This is a genomic window from Rothia sp. HMSC064F07, from assembly GCF_001837265.1.
GTDB classification, from domain to species: domain Bacteria; phylum Actinomycetota; class Actinomycetes; order Actinomycetales; family Micrococcaceae; genus Rothia; species Rothia mucilaginosa.
In genome coordinates this window covers 720,224-745,131 of record NZ_KV831926.1, presented here as the reverse complement: position 1 = coordinate 745,131, position 24,908 = coordinate 720,224, and the positions used below count along the sequence as shown (strand labels likewise).

At 58.6% G+C, this 24,908-nt stretch carries 20 protein-coding genes; 10 read left to right on the top strand and 10 right to left on the bottom strand.

Annotation, left to right across the window (positions count from 1 at the left end; genetic code table 11):
* Positions 1-24: 24 nt before the first annotated feature.
* The 5 genes from mtrA to HMPREF2712_RS05505 form a co-directional block, all read right to left on the bottom strand.
* Entirely contained in the window at positions 25-726 is a 702-nt protein-coding gene (mtrA, locus tag HMPREF2712_RS05525; protein WP_005505360.1) for an MtrAB system response regulator MtrA, read from the bottom strand.
* A 55-nt stretch (positions 727-781) separates the two neighbouring features.
* Positions 782-2,089 (bottom strand): uroporphyrinogen decarboxylase/cobalamine-independent methonine synthase family protein, encoded by a 1,308-nt coding sequence (locus tag HMPREF2712_RS05520; RefSeq protein WP_070615041.1) that lies wholly within the window; start codon positions 2,087-2,089, stop codon positions 782-784.
* A gap of 67 nt (positions 2,090-2,156) precedes the next feature.
* A complete protein-coding gene (locus tag HMPREF2712_RS05515) occupies positions 2,157-2,555 on the bottom strand; it encodes a chorismate mutase (RefSeq protein WP_049356519.1) in 399 nt (132 codons plus the stop codon).
* A 111-nt stretch (positions 2,556-2,666) separates the two neighbouring features.
* The gene (gene mnmA, locus HMPREF2712_RS05510) at positions 2,667-3,869 is read right to left on the bottom strand and encodes a tRNA 2-thiouridine(34) synthase MnmA (protein WP_070615043.1); all 1,203 of its coding nucleotides are present in this window, start codon (positions 3,867-3,869) and stop codon (positions 2,667-2,669) included.
* Between the two features lie 195 nt (positions 3,870-4,064).
* Positions 4,065-5,312, bottom strand: a complete 1,248-nt coding sequence (locus HMPREF2712_RS05505; protein ID WP_070819470.1) for a cysteine desulfurase family protein — start codon at positions 5,310-5,312, stop codon at positions 4,065-4,067.
* A gap of 180 nt (positions 5,313-5,492) precedes the next feature.
* On the opposite strand from HMPREF2712_RS05505, the gene HMPREF2712_RS05500 reads away from it, so the two are divergent.
* Together HMPREF2712_RS05500 and HMPREF2712_RS05495 are read left to right on the top strand one after the other, a co-directional pair.
* Complete coding sequence (locus HMPREF2712_RS05500) at positions 5,493-5,960, top strand: tRNA (cytidine(34)-2'-O)-methyltransferase (protein WP_049352650.1); 468 nt, start codon at positions 5,493-5,495, stop codon at positions 5,958-5,960.
* A gap of 1 nt (position 5,961) precedes the next feature.
* Positions 5,962-6,609 (top strand): uracil-DNA glycosylase family protein, encoded by a 648-nt coding sequence (locus HMPREF2712_RS05495; protein ID WP_070543764.1) that lies wholly within the window; start codon positions 5,962-5,964, stop codon positions 6,607-6,609.
* A 193-nt stretch (positions 6,610-6,802) separates the two neighbouring features.
* On the opposite strand, the gene HMPREF2712_RS05490 is transcribed toward HMPREF2712_RS05495, so the two are convergent.
* Positions 6,803-8,131, bottom strand: coding sequence for a S1C family serine protease (locus tag HMPREF2712_RS05490; protein ID WP_070543765.1), 1,329 nt, complete (start codon positions 8,129-8,131; stop codon positions 6,803-6,805).
* A 380-nt stretch (positions 8,132-8,511) separates the two neighbouring features.
* On the opposite strand from HMPREF2712_RS05490, the gene HMPREF2712_RS09075 reads away from it, so the two are divergent.
* The 4 genes from HMPREF2712_RS09075 to HMPREF2712_RS05475 all read left to right on the top strand — a co-directional run bounded on the left by HMPREF2712_RS09075 (position 8,512) and on the right by HMPREF2712_RS05475 (position 14,777).
* Positions 8,512-8,679, top strand: a complete 168-nt coding sequence (locus HMPREF2712_RS09075) for a hypothetical protein (protein WP_168160863.1) — start codon at positions 8,512-8,514, stop codon at positions 8,677-8,679.
* A gap of 314 nt (positions 8,680-8,993) precedes the next feature.
* A complete protein-coding gene (locus HMPREF2712_RS05485; protein ID WP_070819469.1) occupies positions 8,994-11,408 on the top strand; it encodes a non-ribosomal peptide synthetase subunit in 2,415 nt (804 codons plus the stop codon).
* Between the two features lie 269 nt (positions 11,409-11,677).
* Positions 11,678-13,747: a TPM domain-containing protein gene (locus tag HMPREF2712_RS05480; protein ID WP_070819468.1), complete on the top strand. Its 2,070-nt coding sequence runs from the start codon at positions 11,678-11,680 to the stop codon at positions 13,745-13,747.
* Between the two features lie 265 nt (positions 13,748-14,012).
* Positions 14,013-14,777, top strand: coding sequence for a PspA/IM30 family protein (locus HMPREF2712_RS05475; RefSeq protein WP_070543768.1), 765 nt, complete (start codon positions 14,013-14,015; stop codon positions 14,775-14,777).
* Between the two features lie 121 nt (positions 14,778-14,898).
* On the opposite strand, the gene HMPREF2712_RS05470 is transcribed toward HMPREF2712_RS05475, so the two are convergent.
* A complete protein-coding gene (locus HMPREF2712_RS05470; RefSeq protein ID WP_070819467.1) occupies positions 14,899-17,319 on the bottom strand; it encodes an S-layer homology domain-containing protein in 2,421 nt (806 codons plus the stop codon).
* A gap of 1,472 nt (positions 17,320-18,791) precedes the next feature.
* Positions 18,792-19,304 (bottom strand): site-specific integrase, encoded by a 513-nt coding sequence (locus HMPREF2712_RS05465; RefSeq protein ID WP_369825424.1) that lies wholly within the window; start codon positions 19,302-19,304, stop codon positions 18,792-18,794.
* A 9-nt stretch (positions 19,305-19,313) separates the two neighbouring features.
* Here HMPREF2712_RS05465 and HMPREF2712_RS05460 point away from each other — a divergent pair, with 9 nt between their 5' ends.
* From HMPREF2712_RS05460 to HMPREF2712_RS05445, 4 genes are all read left to right on the top strand, one after another.
* A complete protein-coding gene (locus HMPREF2712_RS05460; protein WP_070684968.1) occupies positions 19,314-19,757 on the top strand; it encodes a hypothetical protein in 444 nt (147 codons plus the stop codon).
* Between the two features lie 324 nt (positions 19,758-20,081).
* A complete protein-coding gene (locus HMPREF2712_RS09250; RefSeq protein WP_005505332.1) occupies positions 20,082-20,321 on the top strand; it encodes a gallidermin/nisin family lantibiotic in 240 nt (79 codons plus the stop codon).
* 64 nt (positions 20,322-20,385) lie between these two features.
* Complete coding sequence (locus HMPREF2712_RS05450) at positions 20,386-20,988, top strand: ABC transporter ATP-binding protein (protein ID WP_239663304.1); 603 nt, start codon at positions 20,386-20,388, stop codon at positions 20,986-20,988.
* A gap of 726 nt (positions 20,989-21,714) precedes the next feature.
* On the top strand, positions 21,715-22,338 hold the full coding sequence (locus HMPREF2712_RS05445) for a hypothetical protein (protein ID WP_005505326.1): 624 nt from the start codon (positions 21,715-21,717) through the stop codon (positions 22,336-22,338).
* A gap of 575 nt (positions 22,339-22,913) precedes the next feature.
* Here the strand turns inward: HMPREF2712_RS05445 and HMPREF2712_RS05440 are convergent.
* A complete protein-coding gene (locus HMPREF2712_RS05440) occupies positions 22,914-23,507 on the bottom strand; it encodes a protoglobin domain-containing protein (protein ID WP_005505324.1) in 594 nt (197 codons plus the stop codon).
* 98 nt (positions 23,508-23,605) lie between these two features.
* A complete protein-coding gene (locus tag HMPREF2712_RS05435; protein WP_005505322.1) occupies positions 23,606-24,841 on the bottom strand; it encodes an IS256 family transposase in 1,236 nt (411 codons plus the stop codon).
* Positions 24,842-24,908: the final 67 nt, after the last annotated feature.

The following is a 24,908-nucleotide window of genomic DNA, read 5'->3' as shown; positions in this document are numbered from 1 at the left end:
CCTTCGCCTATGAATAGGTTCCGATTAGCTACCGGAAGATCCCACCAGCTCGGTCGGAATCTTATAGCCAACGCCACGGACCGTCTGGATAAAACGATCCGCACCCAGCTCATCAAACTTAGCGCGCAAACGCTGGACGTGCACGTTTACCAGCGAATCGCTCACATCAGTGTAACCCCAGACCATGTCCAGCAGTTCCTGACGACTCAACGCCTGACCCGGGTGACGAACCAGCGCGGCCAACAGGTCAAACTCCAGAGGAGTCATTGGAACCTCAGTGCTGTGGTACTTGACGGTACGACCGTCCATATCCATGACAATATCGCCAATGGACACCACCAGCTGACGGCTCTCACGCGGACGCAAACGGGTACGAATACGCGCCAACAATTCAGCGTGCTTAAAAGGCTTAGCAATGTAATCATCAGCGCCAGCTTCAAGACCCTTAACAACATCTTCAGTGTCGCTTTTAGCGGTCAACATAATAATCGGCACATTAGAAGAACGGCGAATTTGCTGGCACACTTCAATACCGTTCATGCCAGGAAGCATCAAATCCAAAAGCACCAAATCGGGAGTGGAGCGCATAAAAGTTTCAAAAGCGCGGCTGCCATTTTCGCAGAAAACAGCGTTAAAGCCCTCTTGCGCGAGCACGAGGCCAATCATTTCCGCCAGAGCATCATCGTCATCAACCACCAAAATGGTGTGTGCGTCGCTTGCGCTCACAGTACCTCCCTAAAGAATTGTCGTAAATACTTACATAAAAAAGCTGATTCTCTAATCATACCGCGCACTCAGCCAATGCACGGGCACACTCTGTCACCCGCGCCAGCGAAGCCGTGGCATCCAGCATACTTACCGCGGCTGAAGTCATCCCAGCAGGCACGGAACCGCTCTGAATACGCTCATCAGGCATCAAACCCACCGCACTCAACTGCGTCGGCTCAAGACCAACCTCACGCCACAGGCTGTACAGGCGGCGCACCTGATCAGGAACCCGTGCAGAAGTCACCACCGGCAGCCACAGCTGGGTCTGCGCATCCAGAAGCTGCGCGACGGGCTCCCAGGAACGAGGGTCGCTCAGCGGCGGAACCTGCAGCGTGCCGGGCCCTTTGAGGCGGGCGCGATCAGGATGCAACAGCAAAGCGCAGGGAGCGCCGTCCTCAACACGCATCGCCTTCACAAGAGCCAACGCGTCAAGGGCGGGGCGGGACTGGCTCAGCAGCTTCAGCTCCTGCACAGGCTTGAGCGCGGTGCCATCCACGTCCAGGATGAGCTGCAGATTCAGCTCGGCGAAACGCTCCGAGATACGGCGGTACACCTGCTGATAGTAGTGAGGTTGCAATGCCGGCAGGGAGCGGAAGCCACTCACCGTAGGGATGGCCCCCTCCAGCAGACGCTGAAATTCGGATTCATCCAGCTGCACGGCAATCAGCGCCCGCGGAGCTTGCAGAGCCTCGCGCAGAGAACCCATCCAGCGTTCCAGGCCTTCCAGGAACGACTCCAGCAGGTCACGGCTCGCCCCTGCATCACTAATGGCACGCTCGCCGCCGGGCAGATAGATACTGGCGGCAAGAGTCAGCGGACCGACCAGCTGAATCTTATACACCGCAGCGGAACCCTCAGCACTGGAAGTGAACCTCTTCTTCTGCGCACCCACACGGTCAGCGAGAAGATTGATATCCGAAAGCAGACGGTCCTGAGCTAGGGCAGACTCGCGAGCTCCCCTACCGCCACTATGCACCATGCGCCAACCAAACGAGGCACTGTCAAAGGCAAGTCCCTCGCACACCGCCAGGGTGCGCGCCAGAGGAGTACTCCGCCAGCCCAGTGCCGGCAGATGCGGCAAGAACGGCAGGTGTGGAGAACCCAGCTCCCCTTCCACTCGAGACATTGCTTCGCCCAAATCATCGCCGGGAAAATCGCCCAGTCCGCTGGCGCGCACCGGCGGACGCTCCGTAGCGAGCGCGGCGAGGTCCTGTTCGGTCAGTTCGTCCCCTTCGGGGGCACGGTACTCACCGGGCAGTAGCAGGCGCTCCGGCATCGGTTCAGTACGGACGTTCTGGCGGCTGGAAGATTGAGCGGGCATAGGAGTGTGTCCAGAGGGGTCAGATGGAGTACAGGTTCAAACGCAATGATGCGAAAGTTGCGCGGTACTAGCCTTCGGAGTTCTCGGCTTCAGTTGCCTCGCCGTCCTGCTCAGCCTGCTCGTTTGCGATGCGCACGTGGTGGCGAATCACCTCAGAAATAATGAAGTTCAGGAACTTCTCCGCGAATTCCGGGTCCAGGCTGGATTCCTTCGCCATGGCACGCAGGCGAGCAATCTGTGCCTCTTCACGGCCAGGATCGCCAGCGGGCAGGTTGTGCTTAGCCTTCAGGACGCCCACGCGCTTGGTCGCCTGAAAACGCTCCGCGAGGATGTGCACCAGCGCTGCATCGAAGTTGTCGATGGAGCGGCGCATGGCGAAGAGCTCCTCGTAGACCTCCGGTGCGACTTCATCGCCCATGGAGGTGGCGTGGGGGTCAAATTCGCAGGAAGTGTTTTCGGGGGTCATCGGTTTCTCCTCGGATTGGTTGTGGTCTTCTATGCGGCTGCGGCTGCGGCAACGGGGCGGGAACAGCTGAGTGTGGCTATTCTGAGCGGCTAGTCGGCGCTGGTAGAGAAGCTAAGCGCCCAGGGTTTCCTGAATGTCTTCGCGGTCCAGCGAGTAGGCGCGGGCGATGGTGGACTGGCCCAGCACGCGGGTGCCCTGGTAGAGCACCATGGTCTGCCCCGGTGCCACACCGGAGAGCGGATCCAGGAGGCGCACTACGGTTTCCAGGCGCAGCGCGCCTTCTTCTTCAGCTTCGGGGTCGGGTGCCCAGGTCATGTACGCCTTGGCGCGGACCGGGTCGGCGTGCGCACGCACCTGTGCGGTCACCTCGAACTCTTCGCTGCGGGCGCCCAGCTGCGCGGGCTCTTCCAGGAAACGTGCCGCCTGTTCCACGGGGACACCCGCCCAGGTGGCGCGGATACCGCGGATTTCGTGCACGGCAAGTAGCTCGCGGGAGCCGACGATGACTTCATTTTCCTTGGGGCGCACCTCAAGCACGAAGCGAGGCTTGCCGTCGGCGGCGGGGCGGCCCAGCGCCAGGCCCTTACGCTGGCCTACGGTGTACGCCTGCGCGCCGGGGTGCTCGCCGAGCACCTCGCCGTGGGTGTCCTTGATGAGGCCGGGGCGCATTGTGATGTGGTCGCCCAGCCAGGCGCGGGTATCACCTTCGGGGATGAAGCAGATGTCGTAGGAGTCCGGCTTCTTCGCCACGGAGAAGCCGCGCTCTGCCGCCTCCGCACGCACCTGTGCCTTGGAGGGGGTATCCGCCAGGGGGAACCAGGCGTGCTTGAGCTGTTCGTGGGTGAGCACGCCGAGCACGTAGGACTGGTCCTTGGCCCAGTCGGCGGCGCGGTGCAGTTCGCGGTTACCGTCTTCGGTGGTGATGACGCGGGCGTAGTGGCCGGTCACTACGGCGTCGAAGCCGAGTGCGAGGGCGCGTTCGAGTAGCGCGGCGAACTTAATCTTTTCGTTGCAGCGCATGCAGGGGTTGGGGGTTCGTCCGGCTTCGTATTCGGAGATGAAGTCGTCGACGACGTCTTCCTTGAAGCGTTCGGAGAAGTCCCAGACGAAGAAGGGGATGCCCAGCTGGGAGCAGACGCGGCGGGCGTCCATGGAGTCTTCGAGGGTGCAGCAGCCGCGGGAGCCGGTGCGCAGGGTGCCGGGCATGCGGGATAGGGCTAGGTGAACGCCGACTACTTCGTGTCCTGCTTCTACGGCGCGGGCTGCGGCGACTGCGGAGTCAACGCCGCCACTCATAGCTGCAAGAATTTTCACTGCCTATCCTTCTGTTCTGTTGAGCTTCTAGGAACGTTCGGAGCGTGCCCTGTGTGCGGGCGGACTTTCCGTTACTGTAGCTACCCATTGTACGCAGGGGCTCGGCGGGATATTGGGCAGTGCACCCTCAGCCAGCCCTCAGCGAACGCTGAGATTGCAGGCTGAGGGCGGTTGGGTATCTTCTCTTCTGCTTTTCTAATGCCAGCGGGAGGCGTCCGGCAGCTGCGAGGACAGTCCCGCCTTTGCAGCCTGTTCGTAGGCGGCGGGTAGTGCCGCGATGAGGCGCGCAATATCGGCTCCGGTGGTGGAGTGGCCGAGGGTGAATCGCTGGGCGCTGCGGGCGGTGTCTTCGTCCATTCCCATTGCCATGAGCACGTGGGAGGGGCGGGTCACCCCGGCGTTGCAGGCGGAGCCGGTGGAGCTGCTGATACCCTGCATGTCCAGCACGAAGAGTAGGGTGTCACCTTCGGCGTTTTCGAAGGTGAAGTGGGCGTTGCCGGGCAGTCGCTTCTGACCCGGGTATTCTTCGGTGAGCGGGTTTTCGCCGCTCAGGTGTGCCTGCGGGATAAGCGCGCTAATTGCCGCAACGAGTTCGTTGCGTAGCGCGGCGATGCGGGCGGATTCTTTGTCGAGGTGCTGTACCGAGTGCACGGCGGCCTCTGCGAAACCTGCGATGGCGGGCGCGTCGATGGTGCCGGAGCGTACGGAGCGTTCCTGACCGCCTCCGTGAAGCACGGGGGTCAGCTGCACGGCGCGGGTTGCAACCAGCGCGCCGATGCCCATGGGTCCACCGATTTTGTGACCGGAGATTGCAAGGGTCGCTACCCCGCTGGCGTGGAAATCAATGGGGACCGCACCGAAAGCCTGCACCGCGTCCGAGTGCACGGGAATGCCGTATTCGGCGGCGATGGCGGCGATCTCGGGGATGGGCTGTACGGTACCGACCTCGTTGTTCGCCCACATGACGGTCACGAGCGCGACGTCTTCGGGGTTCTTCTCGATGAGTTCGCGGACGGTCTGCGGGTTGACGCTACCGTGCTCGTCTACGGGGATCCATTCGAGCTGCGCGCCCTCTGCCTTTTCGAGCCATTCGCAGGTTTCTTCCACGGCGTGGTGCTCAATGGAGGAGACGAGAATTCGGGTGCGCTGCGGGTCTTCTTCGCGGCGCTTCCAGTAGATGCCCTTGACCGCGAGGTTGTCCGCCTCGGTGCCGCCGGAGGTGAAAATAACCTCGGCGGGGTCGGCTCCGATGGCACGGGCGATGCGTTCGCGGGCGTATTCGACGGTGGCGCGGGCGTCGCGTCCTACGGCGTGCAGGGAGGAGGGGTTGCCGCCGTTGCGCATCTGTTCGACCATGGCGTCGATGGCTGCGGGCAGTACGTCGGTGGTGGCGGCGTGGTCAAGGTAGACGCGGCCGTTCTGACGGTTGGTTTCTGCGCTCATGGTTCCTCCTGCTGGGTTGTTCGGCGGTTTTTCGCCTCGCTTATTTTATCGCGCTCTATCCGCGCTCTTCTAGGTGTGTTCACCTGCGGCTGGGTCGGCGAGCGCTACTGCCCCGGGACGCTCAATGCTGGTCGGGGGCTGTTCCGGGCTGGTCGGGGGCTGCGCGGTACACTTAGGAACGTGTTCAAGATTCTTTTCTATACCCCTGAGATTCCGGGCAATACCGGCAATGCTATCCGTTTGGCGGCGATTACTGGCGCTGAGCTGCACCTGGTGAAGCCGCTGGGCTTTAACTTTGATGATGCGCATCTGCGCCGTGCGGGTCTGGACTACCACGACCTGGCGGTGGTGACGGTGCACGAGACCCTCGAGGATGCGTGGGAGGCTCTGGCTCCGGAGCGTGTTTTTGCGTTCACGACGACTGCTTCGACGTCGTATGCGGATATTGAGTACCGTCCCGGTGACGTGTTCATGTTTGGTCCGGAGTCGGTGGGGCTGCCTGCTGAGGTTCAGCAGGACCCGCACGTGACTAAGCGGGTGAAGATTCCGATGAAGCCGGGTCGCCGTTCGCTGAACCTGGCTAATTCTGCGTCCATTGCGATTTTTGAGGCGTGGCGTCAGAACGGTTTTGAGGGAGGCGCTATCTAGCATGGCTGCAGCACACCATAATCTGCCGGGGCCTCTGGTTCAGCAGATTCTGGAGACGCGCCCTCCCCTGGCTGAGCAGATTCGCCAGGATCCGCAGAATAGGGAGTTCACGGAGCAGGGTTGGGAGCCGGTCTATTCGGCGTCCCCAAAGGCGCGTATTGTGGTGATTGGTCAGGCGCCTGGGCGTGCCGCGCAGGAGAGCCGTATCCCGTGGAATGACCCGAGCGGCGTGAAGTTGCGCGAGTGGATGGGCGTGACGGATGAGCAGTTCTATGACCCCGACCTGATTTCGCTGTTGCCGATGGATTTCTATTACCCGGGTAAGGGCGCGCACGGCGATAACCCGCCGCGTAAGGATTTCGCCCCGAAGTGGCATCCGCAGCTTCTGGAGCTCATGCCGAACGTTCAGCTAATTCTGCTGGTGGGGGCTTACTCTCAGAAGCACTACCTGGATGGTGTGCACGCCCCTAAGGCGCAGAAGAACCTGACGGAGACGGTTCGTGCGTGGGAGTCTTATCTTCCTAAGTTTCTGCCGCTGGTGCATCCTTCGCCGCTGAATTTTAGGTGGCAGGCGAAGAACCCGTGGTTCGAGCAGGAGGTTGTCCCGGCTTTGCAGAAGCGCGTGGGCGAGGTTCTCGAGGGCGTCTAATTCTCCCCTAATCTGCAACGCCAATACAGTTTGCTGTACTAACAAAAGAAAGCTCCCACCCCATACGCGGGGTGGGAGCTTTCTTTGTGTACGCTATGTTGCGTTCTTGCTGAACGTTATAGGCAACTGAGCGGGTGTCTCTCAGCCGTATCTCTCAACGTTCGTTGGCGCAACGCGTTTTGCTTCTGGCTGTTTACTTCTGGCTGTCGGCGTCGCCCAGGGTCACGGTGATGTCATGGGTGGAGGAGCCGCGCTTAATCTTCAGCTTCAGATCAGAGCCTGCTGCCGCGGCACGCACGGTACCGTTAAGCTCGTCGCTCTTGGTCACGGCGTGACCGTCGGCTTCAATCACGACGTCGCCGGATCGCAGGCCTGCCTTCGCGGCGGGGCTGTTAGATTCTACCGAGGCAATTTCAACGCCACCGGGGATGAGCTTGGACGAGCCCGAACCGGTGTCCGCGGGGCTGTTCTTTACGCTCGCGCCCAGGTAGCCGTGGGTTGCCTTACCCTTGGCAATGATCTCGGAGGAGATGCGCTTGGCGTAGTTGGAGGTAATGGAGAACGCCATACCGTCGGCGGTGCCGCCGTCCTGGCTTGCCTGACCCTGCGCGTTAATGCCGACCAGTTCGCCCTTGAGGTTCACCAGCGGGCCACCGGAGTTACCGTGGTTGATGGGCACATCAACCTGAATCATGGGGATGTAGTTCTGACCCTTCGCGTCAGCGGGCTGCACGCGGTTGACGTTCGAGACTACGCCGGCGGTCACCGATTCGCTACGACGATACGGCGCGCCGAGGGCAACCACGGCTTCGCCGGAGACCAGCTTGGAGGAGTCGCCCCAGGTGATGGGCTGCAGGTCCAGGCCGGAGGGGTTAATCTTCAGGACTGCCAGGTCAGCGGCAGAGTCCAGGCCTACCACGGATGCGGTGCGTACGGTACCGTCGCTCAGGCGAACCTCAATGGTGGATGCTTCTCTGGAAGATTCGAGGGTGACCACGTGGTGGTTGGTGAGGATGTGGCCGTCCTTGTCGAGGACGACACCACTACCGCCGCCGGAGGTGGAGCCACTTGAGGCCATGATGGTCACGGTAGAGGGAAGGACCTTCTTCGCGGTTTCTGCTACGCCTGCCACGGTGGAAGAGTTGCTGATATTGGAGCTGACGGAACCACGGGAGGAGGTGCTGGTGGAGCTGTTATTCGATGCTGCGATGCCGCCTCCGACACCCGCGCCAACGCCACCGCCAACGAGGGCTGCAAGCAGAGCCGCGGTGAGCACAACACCTGCGCCGTAACGCTTGTTGTTATCGGTGTTCTGGCGTGCAGACTGCGCCGAAGCGACCTGAGCAGCGGCTGCCTGGGGGTAGGTGTAGCCGGGAGAAGCATATGCTTGCGGGTATGCGTTCTGACCCTGCTGCTGGTTTGCGGGCTGGTAGCTTGCCTGTCCGTTCACGTTCTGCAGGGGACGGGTTGCATCCGTGACGCCGTCATTGCCGCCGTAAGACCATCCGTTATTTTGAGTCATGAGTTCTCCTAGAGTCGTGCGTATGCGTCACCCTGGGCGCACGCTATCTTTCTACTGTAGATGGTGTTTCATTGCGTTCTATATCTTTTTGCTGTTGGTTATCGGGGAGTTCCCTGGGAATTTTCCTCGCACCCTTTCATCGGCAGCTGATTCGCTGGTCTGAGATACCCGGCGATTTGCCCGGCAGCTAGTTTATTTTGGGGCTTTGTTCACTATTTTTCGTCACTCTCAGGTTTCTCTTTTAAAGAGCCCAGTTTTTCTTCACGGTTTACACAGCATGACGCTTCTTGGTACACAGCTTGAACACAGGGTTGCTCCGTAATGTTGAAGGCACATAGAGCCGAGAACAAAGGCAAAGGACAAAGGTAAAGGAGAAACCCATGATGATCGGCACCCTGATTTTCTGTGCGATCTTGGCAAGCTCCATCGGTATTGGTGCGGGTATTGTGGCGTGTTGCTCGGGAATGGTGTACCGCCGTCATCGTGCGGAAAAGGCCTCCGAGCTGGCTCAGCAGATGGCTACCCACGCACTGACTGCCGGTAGGTAGCGTATAAAGTTTGATAGTTTTCCGGGGCGGGAGATGAGAGCCCTGCACCGGGAGGGGCGAGAATCCCCAGTATGTCCCGAAGGGTCGGTGTGAGGACCGGCCCGGGTGTGATAATGAGTTGAGTGATGATTGATGCGGCGTGAGCCCCTACATGGGGCGCACGCCGCATCGTCTTTTAACTGTGAGGCGGATGCGGATGCGAGCACGGGAAGCACTGGCGGAGAGCACCCGGTACCCCGGCTACTTCCCTTTTAGTATGCGGTAAGGCAACGGCGTTGCGAGCACCCGGGATTTAGCTGGGTTATGGTGAAGTCATGAGGATTATTTCTGCTGTTTTCGCTCTTGTTGGCGCGCTGCCGATCATGCCTGCGGCGGTGGCGTCTTCCCTAGACGGCGCAACACGCCTGTATGCGTTGCTTATATTTGTTCTAATCTGCGCGGCTGTAGCGTTTTTCGCGTCGTTGAGCCCTTCGCGCCGTCGTGCGCGTGAGATTAGGCGGCAGGTACTGCAACAGCAGCAGAACCAGGCGATGAATCAGCAGGTACCACCTCAGCAGGGGCCTTCACAGCAAGTACCCCCTCAGCAGGTACAGGGCGCGGTGAGCTACCCGATGCATTACCAACCGAAACCGGCACAGCCCGGTGGTAGCGTTCAGCAGCCGGCACAGCCCCCGATCCCCCAGCAGGATCAGGCTGTCGAAGCTCAACAGGCTCAGGCACAGCAGACTCAGTCGCCTCAGCCTCCTCAGCAGCCGGTGGCGGCGCCATCCCCGTTGGAGCCGATGCAGGCCGGTGGTGTCTCCGGTTCTTCGGCACAGAACCACTCGGCACAGAACCACTCGGCGCAAAACCATTCAGCAGAAAGCCAGGAACAGCAGAGCATGCCCCAGAACACCCCGGCGCAGCCTGAAGAGCGCCCGCAGCAGGAGACCGCCCAGCAGGCTCCCAAGAGTAACCCGGCGCCCTCTGACCATTTCTCTTTGAGCACCAACTTCAAGCTCATTCCCCCTCTAGAGAATGCGCAGCGTAGCCGCTACCCCATGGTGCTTTCTGTCAGTACATCAGAGGATGAGGTCTTTGCGCTGCCGTCGATTAGCGGTGTGCCGCAGCATCTGCTGGTCGGCACGCAGGAGAATCATGTTCCGCTGAATCAGCGTCCGCGCCGGCAGCAGATCGATATTCTTGAGAACTATCTCATGCGTGCAGTCATGAACCTGCAGACGCTCGAGCGTGCGCAGGTTTCTCCGTTGCACTGTTTCAAGGAGACTGCCCAGGCTGACCGCGCGGTGCTTGCCGCCGAGCTGGAAGAAACCATCCGGGTATCTCAGCTGAAGCTGAGCGGGGCGCTGGAGTTCTATACGTCCCTGCCTCGTCTGGCGGATACCCCGGGTTCTTTCGCGTTTGCTCGCGATCATGCGCTCTCCCTGAGCGCCACCGTCATTAGCCTGACCGAGGAGTGCTTTGAGCGTACCTTCCGTTGGCGTCTGCTGGAGGATACCCTCCCAGATTCTTTGAGCGACCGCCTGTATGCGGTGCGTTATCTGCGTGAGAGCGCACAGAAGCTGGCGGCTTTTGTGGAACTGAGCGAATTTGACCGCGCTATGCAGCTTGCCGAGACATGGAAGAAGACTGCTCGTAAGGATTCGAAGATCGATGAGGCCAAGGTCTGGAATGAGATGACCGAAGTCGCCTTTGACGTTCTGCCCGAGTTGCGAGAGCAGGCGTTGAAGGGCGTTCAGTCTACGCTGGAGTTTAGCGAGCTTTTCTACCGTTCCGGCGATGATGGTACGCACCGTATGCTCCGTCCGGAACAGCTAAGCGAGTTTGAGCTCAAGGGCGTGCAGTCCACGCTGGAAGAGCGCCTGGAGAAGGTGCGTCTTGAGCTTCAGGATGCGGAGTTCTGCGCCGCTGTCTTGTGCCTGCAGGCGCGCTCTGTCATTGAGCTTCTCCAGGAGCTTCTGCAGGTTGAGCAGGACGGCGTTCTGGCGGAGGTTGTGACCGATTTGCGAGCGCTTGCTCATGACTCGCCCGACCTTGCCGAGCAGCCTATCCAGACGTTGACGTTCAGCCGCGAACAGTACGCCCCGGATGGGGAGGATCTTCCGACCATTGGCGAGCGCATCCGTTCCCTCTCGAGTGTTCCCGAGGTTCTGGCGTTCGTTCACTACGAGGGACCGGTGCTTCTGGTGGGCGTCTCGGATCCGTATAAGGCGTTTTCCGGGGAAGGCTCCTTCGAGGGTCTGCTTTCGGAGGAGAAGAGACTATCTTCCATGCCGTTGTCTGTGTTGCGCACCCATTCGAGACTTCTGAAGCAGGTGCTTCGTCTGCAGAATCTGCGTTTGGAGCTGGCGTGGGTGAGTAGCTGTAGCGGCTACATGCCTTTGAGCCTGGTTGAACGGTATTACGTCGGCTCCTCTGCCGGGGATGAGGATTTGAAGGAGCTGACCGAAAATATTGAGGCGCTCGCTGAGCTTCTGGATGCCCATTCTAATTCCCAGGTGTATAAGGGCCGTGGCGTGCCGACTACGCCCTTTTTGTGGTCACAGATGCGCAAGCAGGCAGAACGCAGTTCTAGGTTGCTGAATACTGTGCAGTTCTTAGGCTGGATGTTCGCCTCGTCTTCGCGGGTTAAGGTGGTGAACGGCATAGCACAGAGCATCCACGATGTTGATGCCGCGGAGGTAGTGGAGCACCTGATGAGCAATCTGAAGATTGCGCGGCGGCGCTAACTAGCTGAATAGCCGGTGGGCCGGGGTCTAGCATGAGGCTAGACCCCAGCTTTTCTGTACGCCGGCTTTCCTGTATACCGGCTTTCCTGTATAAAGCCTGGGAAGTCGGTAAACGGTCGGCAAACAGCGGCGCAATATTCTCGTATCTGTGCGTCTGTGTGGCTGTGCCACAGCTACACTAATAATGTGACCAGCACTAAGGTGTGCGATGTTCAAGCACGCCGTGAAGTGCAGGTCCGTTCATACTTCACGACAACGGAGGAAAGACCATGACCGAGCACGCCTTTGCGCGTCAGATTCGTCCCGCACGCCCTCGCCTGCGCACTATCTTGGGTGCCACAGTGCTGGCGGCAGGTCTTTCTTGTGCCCCGGTGGTTCTGCCGGCTGGTTCTGCATTTTTGAGCACGTCTGCTCAGGCTGCTGACCCGATGCAGATTACGGGCACCACCGTGTACGATTCCACGAACTCTTTGGGTGATACCGCTACCCTGAAGTCTAAGATTTCTGCTCTGTCGAAGAAGCACAACGTGGATTTGCACGTAGTGGTCATCGATAAGTTTGAGAACCCGTCTACTTCTTCGAGCTGGACGAAGGCGCTTGCCACGAAGAACAATTGGGGTTCTGCCGATGTGGTGCTGGTGATTGCTACCGAATCTCGCCAGGCGTATTTCTTGGCGGGTAGCACGAAGACCCTGTCGAGCGATCAGCAGACGAAGGTTTACCAGAACTACATCAAACCGAAGCTGCAGAATAGCGACTATTCGGGTGCGGCTCTTGCCGCAGTTGAGGGTATCGAGGCTCAGAAGGGCGGCAGCTCTTCGGGTGTTGTAACCGGCGTGCTCGGTGTGGGTGCTGCGGCGACCGTGGGTGCTGGCGGTTACGCGATGTACCGCCGCCGCAAGAAGAAGAACGCTCAGCAGCAGCCTCAGCGTTCCTACGGTGCGCCTCGTAACTACTCCCCCATTCCGGAGGTTCCGCTGGAGGAGCTGCGCACTCGCGCCGGTAGCGCCCTGCTGCAGGCTGATACGACGATGAGCCACGCGAAGCAGGAACTGGATTTTGCGCGCGCACAGTACAGCGATCAGCAGGTTGCTGAGTTCGCCCAGGAGATTGCGCGTGCTGAGGATCTGATGCGTAAGTCCTTCCAGCGTCAGCAGCTTCTGACCGATAGCATCCCGGATACTGAGGCTGAGCAGCGTGCCTGGTTGACTGAGATTATTGATAACTCTCAGGAAGTCACCCGTATTGCTCAGGAGCAGGACGCTAAGCTGGCTCAGTTGCGCAACCTGGAGCAGGAGGCACCGCAGGCTATTGAGGCTCTGGCTCAGCGTCTGCCGCAGCTGCGTGCCTCGGTGGAGGAGATTGCCGCCCAGTACCGCGCGTTGAAGGAACGTTACCTGCCCAGCGCCTTGGAGCCCATTTCGAAGACTCCTACCCTGTTGGAGTCGAACATGGTGCTGTGTGCCGCGGAGGTTGAAAAGGCTCAGGCGACCGTTGCGACCGCTCGTTCGGAGGCGGTTGCTCACCTGCGCACCGCTGAGGAAGCCGCCTCACAGATTCAGGCGCTGGGTGCGGCAGTCAATACCCGCGCGCAGGAGCTGGAGCAGGCTCAGCTGGGTCTGAGCACCGACTTGCTGAGCATTCAGCGCGACGTGGCGGAGGCGAAGAGCCTGGCTGCTTCTCAGCGTCGCGATGATTTGGGTGCGGTCGCTGCCGGTATGGAGGCGGTGCTCAACCAGGTCAACCAGAGCGCTTCGGCTCGCCCGAATGACCCGCTGACTCTGGCGAACCAGCTGCGTCAGCTTTCCGCTGAGCTGGATAAGGCAATGACGAATATGCGTGCTACCCGTGAGCGTTCTCGTGCGGCTTCGCAGAACCTGGATCGTACGATGCGTTCTGCGTACGCTGCGGTGAACGGTGCGCGTAGCTACATCAATAACCGCCGTGCTGCGGTGGGTCCGATGACCCTGACCGCTGTTTCTGAGGCGGAGCGTCACCTGGGTCAGGCTCAGCGTCTGGCTTCTTCGGATCCACTGAACGCTATGAAGGAAGCCAACATGGCGATCCAGAAGGCGACCGACGCGCAGAACCGAGCTCAGAGCGAGGTCGGCAACTACTACAACAACCAGAACGACCGCGGCGGCGGTAGCTTCGGCGGTGACCTGGCGAAGGGCCTGCTGCTGGGCGCTCTGATGACCGCGATGAACTCCGGCACCAGTAGCTGGGGTAGCAGCGGCGGCCACAGCAGTGGTGGTAGTAGCGGCGGCAGCTGGGGCGGCGGCTTCAGCGGCGGTGGCGGCGATTGGGGTAGCGGCGGTGGTGACGGCGGTAGCTTCTAACCGCCTCCGATGCTACCGATTCTGTCGGTCGGTTTCTGTAGGTTTTTCTACAGTCTGACCGGCGGGGTGGATAGCTTACCTCACCGCTTTCTTCCCCAGTCGGAAAACACCTGAGGTAATTTACCAAAAGTTTAGGTTGCAGAAATCAGGCGTGCATCATTTTCACAGCATGCACCCAGAAATCTGCCACATAATTAGTTATACGGGCACGGCTCACGAGGAGCGTAGTGCTCCCCCGCAGCCCGTGAACAGAAAGTAGGAGATTATGGCTAAGCAGACCATCTTCGGCCGTATTGCACAGCTCGCTAAGGCAAACATCAACGCTCTGATTGATGCAGCTGAGGACCCGGAGAAGATGCTGGACCAGATGGTTCGTGACTACACCAACAACATCCGCGAGGCGGAGGCTGCAGTAGCACAGACCATCGGCAACCTGCGTCTGCTCGAGAAGGACCACGCTGAGGACGTCAAGACCGCTCAGGAGTGGGGCACCAAGGCTCTGGCAGCTTCTAACAAGGCTGATGAGTTCCGCGCAGCTGGCGACGTTGCCAACGCTGACAAGTTCGATAACCTCGCGAAGATTGCTCTGAACAAGCAGCTGCTGGCTGAGAAGGCTGCGCAGGCTGTTGAGCCTCAGCTGGCTTCTCAGACTCAGGTTGTCAACCAGCTCAAGGACGGCCTGGAGAAGATGCGCTCCAAGCTTGAAGAGGTCAAGTACAAGCGCGATGAGCTGACCGCACGTCAGAAGACTGCAGCAGCTCAGACCCAGGTGAACGACGCTCTGAAGGCGTTCGACGTTCTGGACCCGACCAGCGAGATGAGCCGCTTCGAAGAGAAGGTTCGCCGCGAAGAGGCACGCGTCATCGGTCAGCAGGAGCTGGCAGCTTCCTCCCTGGACGCACAGTTCAACACCCTGGACCAGATGGAGCGCGACACCGAGCTGGACGCTCGCCTGGCTGCTCTGAAGGCAAAGAACGCTCCGGCAGCTCCGGCTCCCCTGGCTGTGGAATCCCCCACCCAGACCCTCTAAGCCTAGGATCTTCTAAGCTTGGTCTAGCGTATAGCTTCTTGAGCTAAACCTATAGAAAGAACCGCCCCGTTCCTGAATTTCAGGAGCGGGGCGGTTCTTTATGCGTTAGGGGCCGTGCGCCTTAGTTAGCGTAGATGTACAGGTAGCCTGCCATAGCGTCACGGGTGATGGCTGCCGAGGAGGTGGAGCCGGTACCGATGCCGTTGGAGGCAGCCCACGCCAGAGCCTGGGACGCGTAGCCGCCCTGAGCCTGTGCCGGGGAGCCAGCTGCACGGTACATGAACTCAGCCATGGTGGACTCGGTGACGGCTTCCAGGGGGCGGAAGTCGCTACCGCTGATGCCCTGCTGGCTCAGCCAGAAAATCTCCTTGTACGCGGGGTGGTTGACCGGAACGTCGCTGAACGGCGAAACAGCCGGTGCGTTCACTGCGGGGCGGCCAGCCACGCGGTACAGGTAGGTTGCCAGCTGCGCACGGTTGACCGATGCGTTCGGGCGGAAAGTACCGTCCGCGAAGCCGAGCATGATGCGCTTATCAGAGTTCCAGCTGATCTCGTTGTAGTTCGGGTCCGAGTCGGACAGGTCGCGGTAGCCCAGCGCGGGGGTCTTACCCGCGAAGTCCAGGGAGGACGCCAGGATGTGCGGCAGATCGTAGTCGTGGTGGCTGAAGCCGTCGATCAGCTTCACGCGGGCGTTGGAGAAGCCTGCGCTCAGGTATGCGTTGTAGCCGGACTCGACTGCGCCTCGTGCGCTCCAGGTGACGGGGTAGGTGTTACCAGAGGTGTCCTTCGCGCCAACCCACCAGTACATCGGGGATGCCTTGGTGGTTGCATCAGCGTCCACGGAGCCGTCCGAGTCGCCGCCAGCGACCATGATGGAGCCACCGCCGTTACGCCAGGAGGTGTTGTGGTCGGTCAGCTCGTAGGTGATGAACTCAGCGCCGCCGGAGTAGCCCATGGTCCACACCTGGGAAGCGTCCAGGTTGTTCTGGCTAACGAAGGACTTCGCGAAGGAGCGGAAGAACTCGCCATTAGCGTCCATGTCTTCCCACCAGGTGATGCCGTTGCCGGATGCGTTGGTGTCCGGGGAGATAATCGGTACGAAGACCATGTTGCGGGCGTTAGCAATCTTGCCCATCGCCGCGAGCATGCCCTCGTCGGGGGTGTAGACCTTGGACTCGTCACGCTGCCAGTAGTCACCGTCGAAGTAGAAGACCACGCCAACGGGCTTGGAGTAGTCCAGGTTGTTCGCGTACACGTGGTACTGGGAGGTGGTGCCCGCCGGGGAGGTGTAGCTCTGGTAGGTTGCGGAGCTCATGGTGCGGGCACGCTGAGTGTTCTGCTTCTGCTCAGACTTCTGCTCAGCCTTCTGCTCGACCTTGGGAGCGGCGGTTGCCTTGCCCTTGGAGAGCGAGTTGCTCAGAATCTGCGAGAAGTTGTAGTCGAAGTGGCCCGAGCCGTTCAGAACGGTCGCGGAAGCATTGGTGTAGCCAGCAGCCAGGTAGGCGTCGTAGCCGCCCTCAACGGCGCCTCGTGCACTCCAGGTCTGCGGGTAGGTCTCACCGGTACCGTCGTTCGAGTTTGCGTACCAGAACATGGGCTGGGACTTCAGCGCAGCCGAGGGGGTACCCTCGTCCAGGCCGCCGCCAGCGACCATAATGGAGCCGCCGCCATTGCGCCAGGTCTGGGGCTTGGTGTTCAGCTCGTAGGTGATGAACTCAGCGCCACCGGAGTAGCCCATGGTCCACACGTTGGAGGAGTCCACGCCGTTAGCCGCGATGAAGGAGGAAGCGAAGGAACGGAAGAACTCGCCGTTACGCTCCATGTCTTCCCACCAGCTCACGCCAGCATCGTAACGGTTGGTGTCCGGGGAGATGACGGGCACGAAGAGCATGTTCTGTGCCGCTGCGGATGCAGCCATCTGAGCCAGTTCACCGGAGGGGTCGTAGACCTTGGACTGGTCGTTACGCCAGTAGTCGCCGTCGAAGTAGAAGACCACACCAACGGGCTTGGAGAAGTCCACACCCTCAGCGTAAACGTGGTACTGCGAAGTAGTACCCGCCGGGGAGGTGTACGACAGGAAAGTCTGGTTGGTGCGGGTTGCCGCCACACCGGATGCCGACTGAGCATCCTGTGCGGTCTGCGCGGGCTGAGCGGAAGGCTGTGCAGCCTGGGTAGCCTGCGCAGCCTGTGCGGACTGGAAGGTAGCCGAGGGAGCAGCCTGCTGGGTTGCCTGTGCGGGCTGAACAGCCTGTGCAGTGTAAGTCTTCTGGATGGGCTGAACCGCGGTCGTTGCGGGAGCCTGTTGCGCCTGCTTTACCTGTTCAGCCTGCTGACGGATCTGCACAGCAACCTGAGAGAGGGTCGGCTGCACGGTGGAGGTGAACAGAGACTTCGGAGCCTGGGTTGCGGTAGCTGCGCCGGGGATGTCCTGAACGACGGGTGCAAAAGCGGAAGCGGGTGCTACCAGGGTGCTACCGAGCACGGAGGGTACAGCGATGGCTGCGAGAGAGCCAGCCTTAATAGTGCGGGGGCGAAGTGCCATGGGGTTGTCCTCGTTGTTGGTGTTTCTGGGGCGTGAACGCCCGTGAGTGGTTGAGTGATAGGTGGCCTATAGGTGAGAAGCCTATAGGCGGTCGGCCCGCGGATGTGACGCCGCACGAGACGCTTCCATCAACCATCCCCATGTGTGTTGCGGGGATGTCCTCATGTGATGGAGGGGTGCGGTGTGGATCCGGAGAGCTACGCGGCGGACCGCGGTGACCACGTACTCAAAGCTACCAGGTCAAAAAGCCTTTTCCAGCGGTTTTTTGGGGCTATTTTTGGGTATCGAACAAGACTCAATCTTAACAAGAGCTTTTTCTCAACTTCTAGCTTAACTTTAATCACCCTCAAGTAGAGGTTGAATGAGCTATTTTTCCTTGATTTTCCGGGGTTTTTGAGCGTTTTTTGAAAGGGTTTCAGAAAACCCTACAATTAACTTGAATGTTTTATATGTGACTACAATCACTTTCAGAGTGAATTGTTGCACTCGAAGACCATTTTCTTCCAAAAACCGCGGAATTCCGGGGCAAAACGAGTGATTTCCAAGCCCGGAATATAGACACCTTTCGCATATTCCACTTTGAGCATGCACTTTGAGGCAAAAATAGCCCTCTCGACAGTCCCCCAATCAGGTATCCTTTCGGAGCCCTCATCAGGCTATTGAAACCCTCCCCAGAGCCCCCTTCAGGACCCCTTTCAGATCCCCTTTCAAGGAGCTCAAAAGCAGCGTCTCAAGAAGGCGTAACCACCCTCCAGCAACCGCTCGGAAGTGACTCCACCACCCCCATGGGCACACCCGCTTGAAGCCCCGATAGACGGACTGAGGAATACCTCGAAAGACGCATCGGGAGACGTTCCGAAACCAGTCCAGGGTACTTTCACGACGGTTCTATGAAATTCCGTGAGGAGGTTTCAAGAGGGGTTTCGAGAGGCCGAAAGATCCACCTCAAGCACCCCGGAAGGGGCAGCAGGCTGCCCCCCCCATCAGTCTCCCCGAAGCACCGCCCCGACAAGGTTCAGAAGACCCCCTCCGCAGATTACAGAAGGCAGGAGATACGGAGAGGCAGGAGATATAAAGAAAGCCGCCCAGCAGGCGGCAGAAAGGTAGCACAAGAAGAAGAAAAGTAGGCGGCAAATGAAGACAGGTCGCCGACAGGAAAGGTGCAGGAAGGTGGCGAAAGAAGGCAGACCGGCGGTCGGAAGGTGACGGGAGGACAGCAGAAGGAGACAGGTCGGCGGGAGTACGGGTTTTAGGGAATAAAAAAACTCCCGATAGCTAAGCTATCGGGAGTTATCCGTTGCGGGGACAGGATTTGAACCTGCGACCTCCGGGGTCTGCATCTCTTTTTAATGAAACAGTGAGATACAGCCAAGTAATCGTTGATATTGTGCGGTAACCGTCCCCTTATCCTTCCCTAAAGATACTTGAAGTTACCGGCATATCCTCACGAAAGATAGGGAATAAGGTAGGGACTACCTTTCCTCCCTACGCCGTGCTCGGGCTGCCTCGTACAGCGTTGTGAGGTCTGACAGGTCTGAGTATGCCTGTGCGTTCACATCGACCGAGTGGCCGAGCGTTCGAGCACGCAGTAGCGCGTCTACGTCCGTGCGGTACATGGTGTTGAGGGTGGTTCTCCAGACGTGGGTGCGGTGGGTCTCCAGCAGAGGCACTCCGCAGTCGCGAGCCAGATCCTTATAGAACGCCTTGAGAGCCTTCTGAGCGTTGTATCTGTCCCACTCGGTGTCTGGGTTGAGCGGTGCGCCCACAACGTAGGCTCCACCGACTTCATCTCGTCTACGGGTAAGGTGCTCATAGACCGCAGGCTCGACGAGAGCCGCGACGCGGGTGGTGCCTGTCTTGGCGTTTTCAGCCCGAATAATGCACGCTGGGCGGTTTTGGTCGTCGGTGATGATGTCGTCCCACATGAGAGTTCTTGCTTCGCTTACGCGCAGCCCTGTGGCCATTTGGAGCAGGGTTAGGTCGATGCAGCAGCGGTGGAGGAGCGCGTTCAGCGCATTGAGAGCACTCTCGATGGGTATGAGCAGCGCGTTGCTGATATTGGCGCTCAGAAGGTCGCTGAAACCGCTCAGAAGGTCGCTGAGGTCTCAGACAAGGCTAACAAGGTGTTTGCGTCCCTAGAGCGCAACGAGCGCCATCTGGAGTCCCTGGAGGGGCGCATACCTTGGACGACGGTCGGAAAAGTTGCCATTGCTGTGCTACCGCTGTTCGCCTCGCTCTTGCTCGTGGGTGGCCTCGTGTGGGGCGTTATGAGCATGTTCGGCATTGGTCCTCTCTTTGGCTGGGCATGGGCCTCGTTCACAGCGGCCTCGCTGTGGTGGCAGAAGATGTTGATCGCTGCTGCGACGCTCGGTGGGGCATCGTTGTTCATCTGGGCAGTCTTGCGGGTGAGCCGATGGATCTACGAGGAACTCAGGTGAGGAAGGAGGTGAGAAGGATGGTGAAACCTATGATTGGAACGGGCATCAAACTGGGCAAGCCTCGCGTCGAGGTCGATCACTCTCGGCCTATCAACAAGAACGCTGAGCGGCTCGATGGAACGGTGCGCAAAGGCGAGAGCGTTGTTGAGAGTATCAGCGCCGTGTTCTCGGTCTGATCAACAGTCTAAAGTAATTAGGCTAAATCATAGTCAGATCTGAACATTCTGAAAGTTGCCCCTACTAATCTTGCATCGTTGTATCATAGCAGTGCGGGTAACTTTCTGTTACCTGAATATGTTCAGATTCTGAGAGCTTGGAGAAGTCGTGGTCACCGTTGACCTTGACACCCGTGTTGAAGAGGTTGAGGAAGCTGTTTGTCCTCACATCACCTCGAAGTTCCTGTGCGCCCCTGGGTGCCCGACGGGTGGCATTGCATGCTTCACTGCCCAGTGTGCTAACGGCTGCGGCATCTCTGTTGGCTGCAAGTGGTTAGTAGCTTTGTCGCAGCAGTCGGCCCTGGAGGGAAGGCATCCTAGGCCTTACCTCCAGGGCCGTTTTCTTTGAAAGGTAGGCCATGCCAGCTATATCGGTAACTGATTTGTCGGTTGGGTACAAGAATTCCCCAGTAGTGAGCGGCATTAACTTGCAGCTAAATACTGGCAGGATAATCTGCCTCCTTGGACCAAATGGGGCAGGTAAAACCACCTTAATGAAAACGCTCCTTGGTCGGATAAAACCAGTAAGTGGCCACATTAGATACGATCAGACAGACATTAGCGAAATGTCAGCTGCAATCGACCATCCAAGCTACTTTCCGTATCTGAGCGGTAAACAAAATGTACAGGTCGTCGCGGCATTCTGGGGTCTGGATGTTGATCCTGAGTCGGCCTTGGATAGTGTGGGCATCGTCCGCGCTGCCCACGGGCGGAAAGCCAAGGACTACTCGACCGGCATGAAGGAACGGCTGGAGCTTTGTCTTGCTTTATTATCTAGACCAAGATTTTTGTTCCTTGATGAGCCACAGAATGGTTTGGATCCAGATGGCATGATCTCCTTGTCTGCGACGCTTCGTCGTTATCGGGACGAAGGGAACTGCGTTGTAATATCAACGCACCTCCTCCATGAGATTCAAGGCGTCCCGGATGAGTGTGTCGTAGTTCGTAACGGCAAAGCTTTGCATATCCCCGACCTCAACGGCGTGAATCTCGCGGACCTATATCACCGGGGGTAGGACCATGCGAATTACTTCAGCTATCCGTGCTTTGCTTACTTACTATTGGAACATCTGGTATTTTCTCGCGGCTATCTTGGGCTCAATGGCGTCACTATTCCTCGGTGCATGGATTTCAAGTGAGGCAAGCGGAACTCCAATAACAGGGGGATACAGCTTCTTCTTTACTGGAACGCAGCCACTAATTTCCCTCGCATTACTCTTTATACTTGATGCTAGGGTTTCCAAGGTCCACTACGGGGGTTTGCCTCAGCAGGTATACATTGCCTGGTTGCCTAGCGTCCTACGCACCATCTGTCGAACACTTTCAATAGTTCTTGTAAACCTACTTAGTGTGCTGCTATTCGATCTAACAATGGTTTTGTCTGGTTCGAAAATGCACTCTGGGCTAGCAACCCTGCTTTGCTTTCTTACCTTCCAAAGTATACTAATTGCTCTGATCTACTCGACATTAGAAAGTCTCTCAAAACCTCCGACTGCCGCGGTAATTTCAGGTGTTCTTCTGTACTTCTGGATAGTGCTACCCGGTAACCTAGCTGACAATGCTACCCCATACATATCAAACGCCCTCCACTCCGTAGGGCTGAATCTCAATGGTACCGCAATCTCGTTCGTAGATATCCAGGAGCAATCAAATTTCGGTTTCTCTGCGCTTATCCCGGTACCAATCCTAATTATTACCTATGTTCTTGTGGCTAGGTTTCGAAGTAAAGGAGCAGTAAGAAAATGAAGTCTTTGTGTTCTATCGAGCGAATTGCAATCATTCGTTGGGTCACGATCGCTTATCTCGGTGCACTAGTTCTTCCGCTGCTGTTTCTCCGTTATGGAAATACCATTGCCGTAGCGCAATCCGCGTTACTCATCATGCTCCCAATTGCCACGGCAGGTCTAGCTTTGTCGCATGCTAAGGTCCCTGCCTCGTACGTCTCGTTTAGTATTCACGATAAAGTTCTGCTCCGGTTCATTGCTAAATCGCTGCTTCTCGCACAAGTAGTTAACCTTTGTTTGAGTCTGCTTTATGTCTCTATCATTGGCGAGCTTGTTAATGAGCGACTGTCGAGTCATACTGCTTTAGTACTTGTTTTCTCTTCGGTTGTGCTAACTCTGGCCTGTTTTGCGCTTCGGCTTTGGACTACTTCATTAGTTTCATGGATTGTTATCATCTTTTTTGTGGTGGCAGGTCTTCCGATTAGCACAGGTGATTTTGCGAACTCACCGATCTTGTTTGCTGTCGTTCCCACGACTTGGATTTTAAAAGGCGCCACCTTTGGCTCCTATATATTTTCTACCGGGTTTCTGTTGGCTGCGATAAGTTCGGGGTTTTTACTAACGTCGGTGAAACGTGCATAGCTATACTTCACTTGGAAAAGCGTATGTGAGGATAGCTGCACTTCCAACGGATAGGTTTCCAAGTGACGGCAAAGCGAAGTCAGCGTTTGCTAAACTGTTCTATCGAATCCCAGTTTGAGATCGGTCCTTGCAAGTTCCACACCTTCGTTTTATTCCGCTATCACGAAGGCTATTTCCGGCTCTTCCGAGTTGAGTGTGGGTGACCAGGTATTGGTCGGGGGTTGTGGGTAGAGGTCGAGGTCCTTGATGATGAGCGGACTTCTACCACCGCGATCTTCAAAGGACCTCCTGTTGACTTCTTACCGTGACGGATCATGGGGCAGCCACACACAGAGCACGATGCAGTATTCACAGGAACGAGGCAAACACGACCAACTGAAAGAGTGACTTTCCCGCACCAGAAAGCCGAAAAGTCACCCAACCAGCAACACGTAGTGTCCTATAACCCAGAAAGAAAGCTCTCCCTGGAAGCCACTGAGGCTTCCAGGGAGAGCAGTCAGAGAGTGCGAAAGACGAATACACCGCTATCAAGCGTGAGGCGGCCGATGGGGGAGTCGTAGGTGGCGAGCGCCGGATCAGAATTGCTCGGGGTGATCGCGGTAGGCATACGCCCACACTGTCACGGCGACAGTCACAGCGCGAGTCCACGCGTCACGGACAGCGTCCAGTTCTGCGCCCTCGAAGCCCTCCGCCAGGAGACGGTGCCCGACCTCCACAGTCGGCGCGATGAAGGCGAGCACGTAGCGCAGAGGCACGAATGGCGTCGAGTCCGCCCCATCCGCCGCGTTCTTCGCCGCGGTCATGTGTCGAGCTCCGATCAGGTACTGGTAGTCCAACCACGCCTGATCCCGCTCGCGCGTGCACATGTCGATGATCCACTGGGCGAATCGGGGCTTTGACGCCTGCGCGTACTCGGGGTTCGGCTGTCCATCCGGATGCGCGGAATGTGCTGCCAGGTAGGTCTTTTGAGCCAAAATCCCGCGCCACGTGTCGACCATTTCCATGGCATGCGGCGCCAGGATGGGTTCTGCTCGCGCGAGCAGCTCTGCGTCACCGGGCTGGACGTGCGCGGCGGCCTCAATCTGGCGTAGATCCTCGAGTGTGAGCGGAGACGTGGGGACGGCATCGGTGCCGTAGGTGTACCCCGACGAGTGGTCGTAAGCGGTCATACGAACCTCCTTGAACTTATGCGTCAATTGTAGAACGTGCTCTTGCTCAGGTCAAGTCCTGTGGAGTGGTGTAATCGTTTTGTGTCCTTCGGGTTGGGTTATGCGCTGAGTTGGAGTGGGGTGTCCTCCTGCCCGGTGGGTTGTGGTGTGAGTCGTGATTTGGTGAGGATGTCGAGGCTGAGGTAGCGTCGGCCTTCGGCCCATTCGTCGTTTTGTTCGGCGAGGACGGCTCCGACTAGGCGGATGATTGCTTGTCGGTTGGGGAAGATTCCCACGGTGTCGGTGCGGCGGCGGATTTCGCGGTTGAGGCGTTCGTTGGGGTTGTTGGACCAGATCTGGGTCCACACCCCGGTGGGGAAGGACGCGAACGCGAGGACGTCTGCCCTGGCTTGATCGAGGTGATCACACACGGCGGGGAGCTTGTCGTGGACGTAGTCCAAGAGCCGGTCGTATTGAGCGTTGACCGATGCCGCGTCGGGCTGGTCATACACCGAGTGCAGCATCGCTTTGACAGCGGGCCATAGTGCTTTGGGGGTGACGGACATGAGATTAGCGGCGTAGTGGGTACGGCATCGTTGCCAGGTGGCTCCGGGTAGGTTGGCGGCGATGGCCTCAACCAGGCCCAGATGGGCATCACTGGTGACCAGGCGCACGCCGGTCAGGCCTCGGGCGACCAGGTCGGCGAAGAACTCCTTCCAGGCTGGAGCGGTCTCGCTGGTGGACACGCGCACCCCCAGCACTTCGCGGTGTCCGTCATTGTTGACTCCGGTGGCAACCAGAACCGCGCACGAGACGACGCGTCCTCCTTCGCGTACTTTCATGGTCAGTGCGTCAGCGGCGACGAAGGTGAAAGGCCCGGCATCGTGGAGGGGCCGGTTGCGGAACTGGTCCACGTGTTCGTCGAGGTCTGTTGCCATCCGTGAGACCTGGGACTTGGACAGTCCTGTGATCCCCAGGGTTTTGACGAGCTTGTCCATACGGCGCGTGGATACTCCTGCCAGGTAGCAGTCAGCGACCACTGTGATCAACGCGGTTTCACAGCGTTTGCGCCGTTGCAGTAACCATTCTGGGAAGTAGGTGCCTGAGCGCAGCTTGGGGATCGCCACGTCGATGGTGCCGACCCTGGTGTCCAGGGGCCGGTAGCGATACCCGTTGCGCCTGGTGTGACGCTGCGGATCTTGTTGACCCCACTGGGCCCCGCACACCGCATCAGCGTCCGCTGATAGCAACGCGTTAATGACGTGCTGGAGCAAGGAACGCATCAAATCTGGGGATGCCTGGGACAACGCCTCGCCAAGCATGCCAGCAGGGTCGATAATATGAGGAGCGGTCATCGTTGTGCCTCCAAATCATTTCGAGTCAGAAGTAGAAGAGCTTTCTCGAAGGATCACACGGTGACCG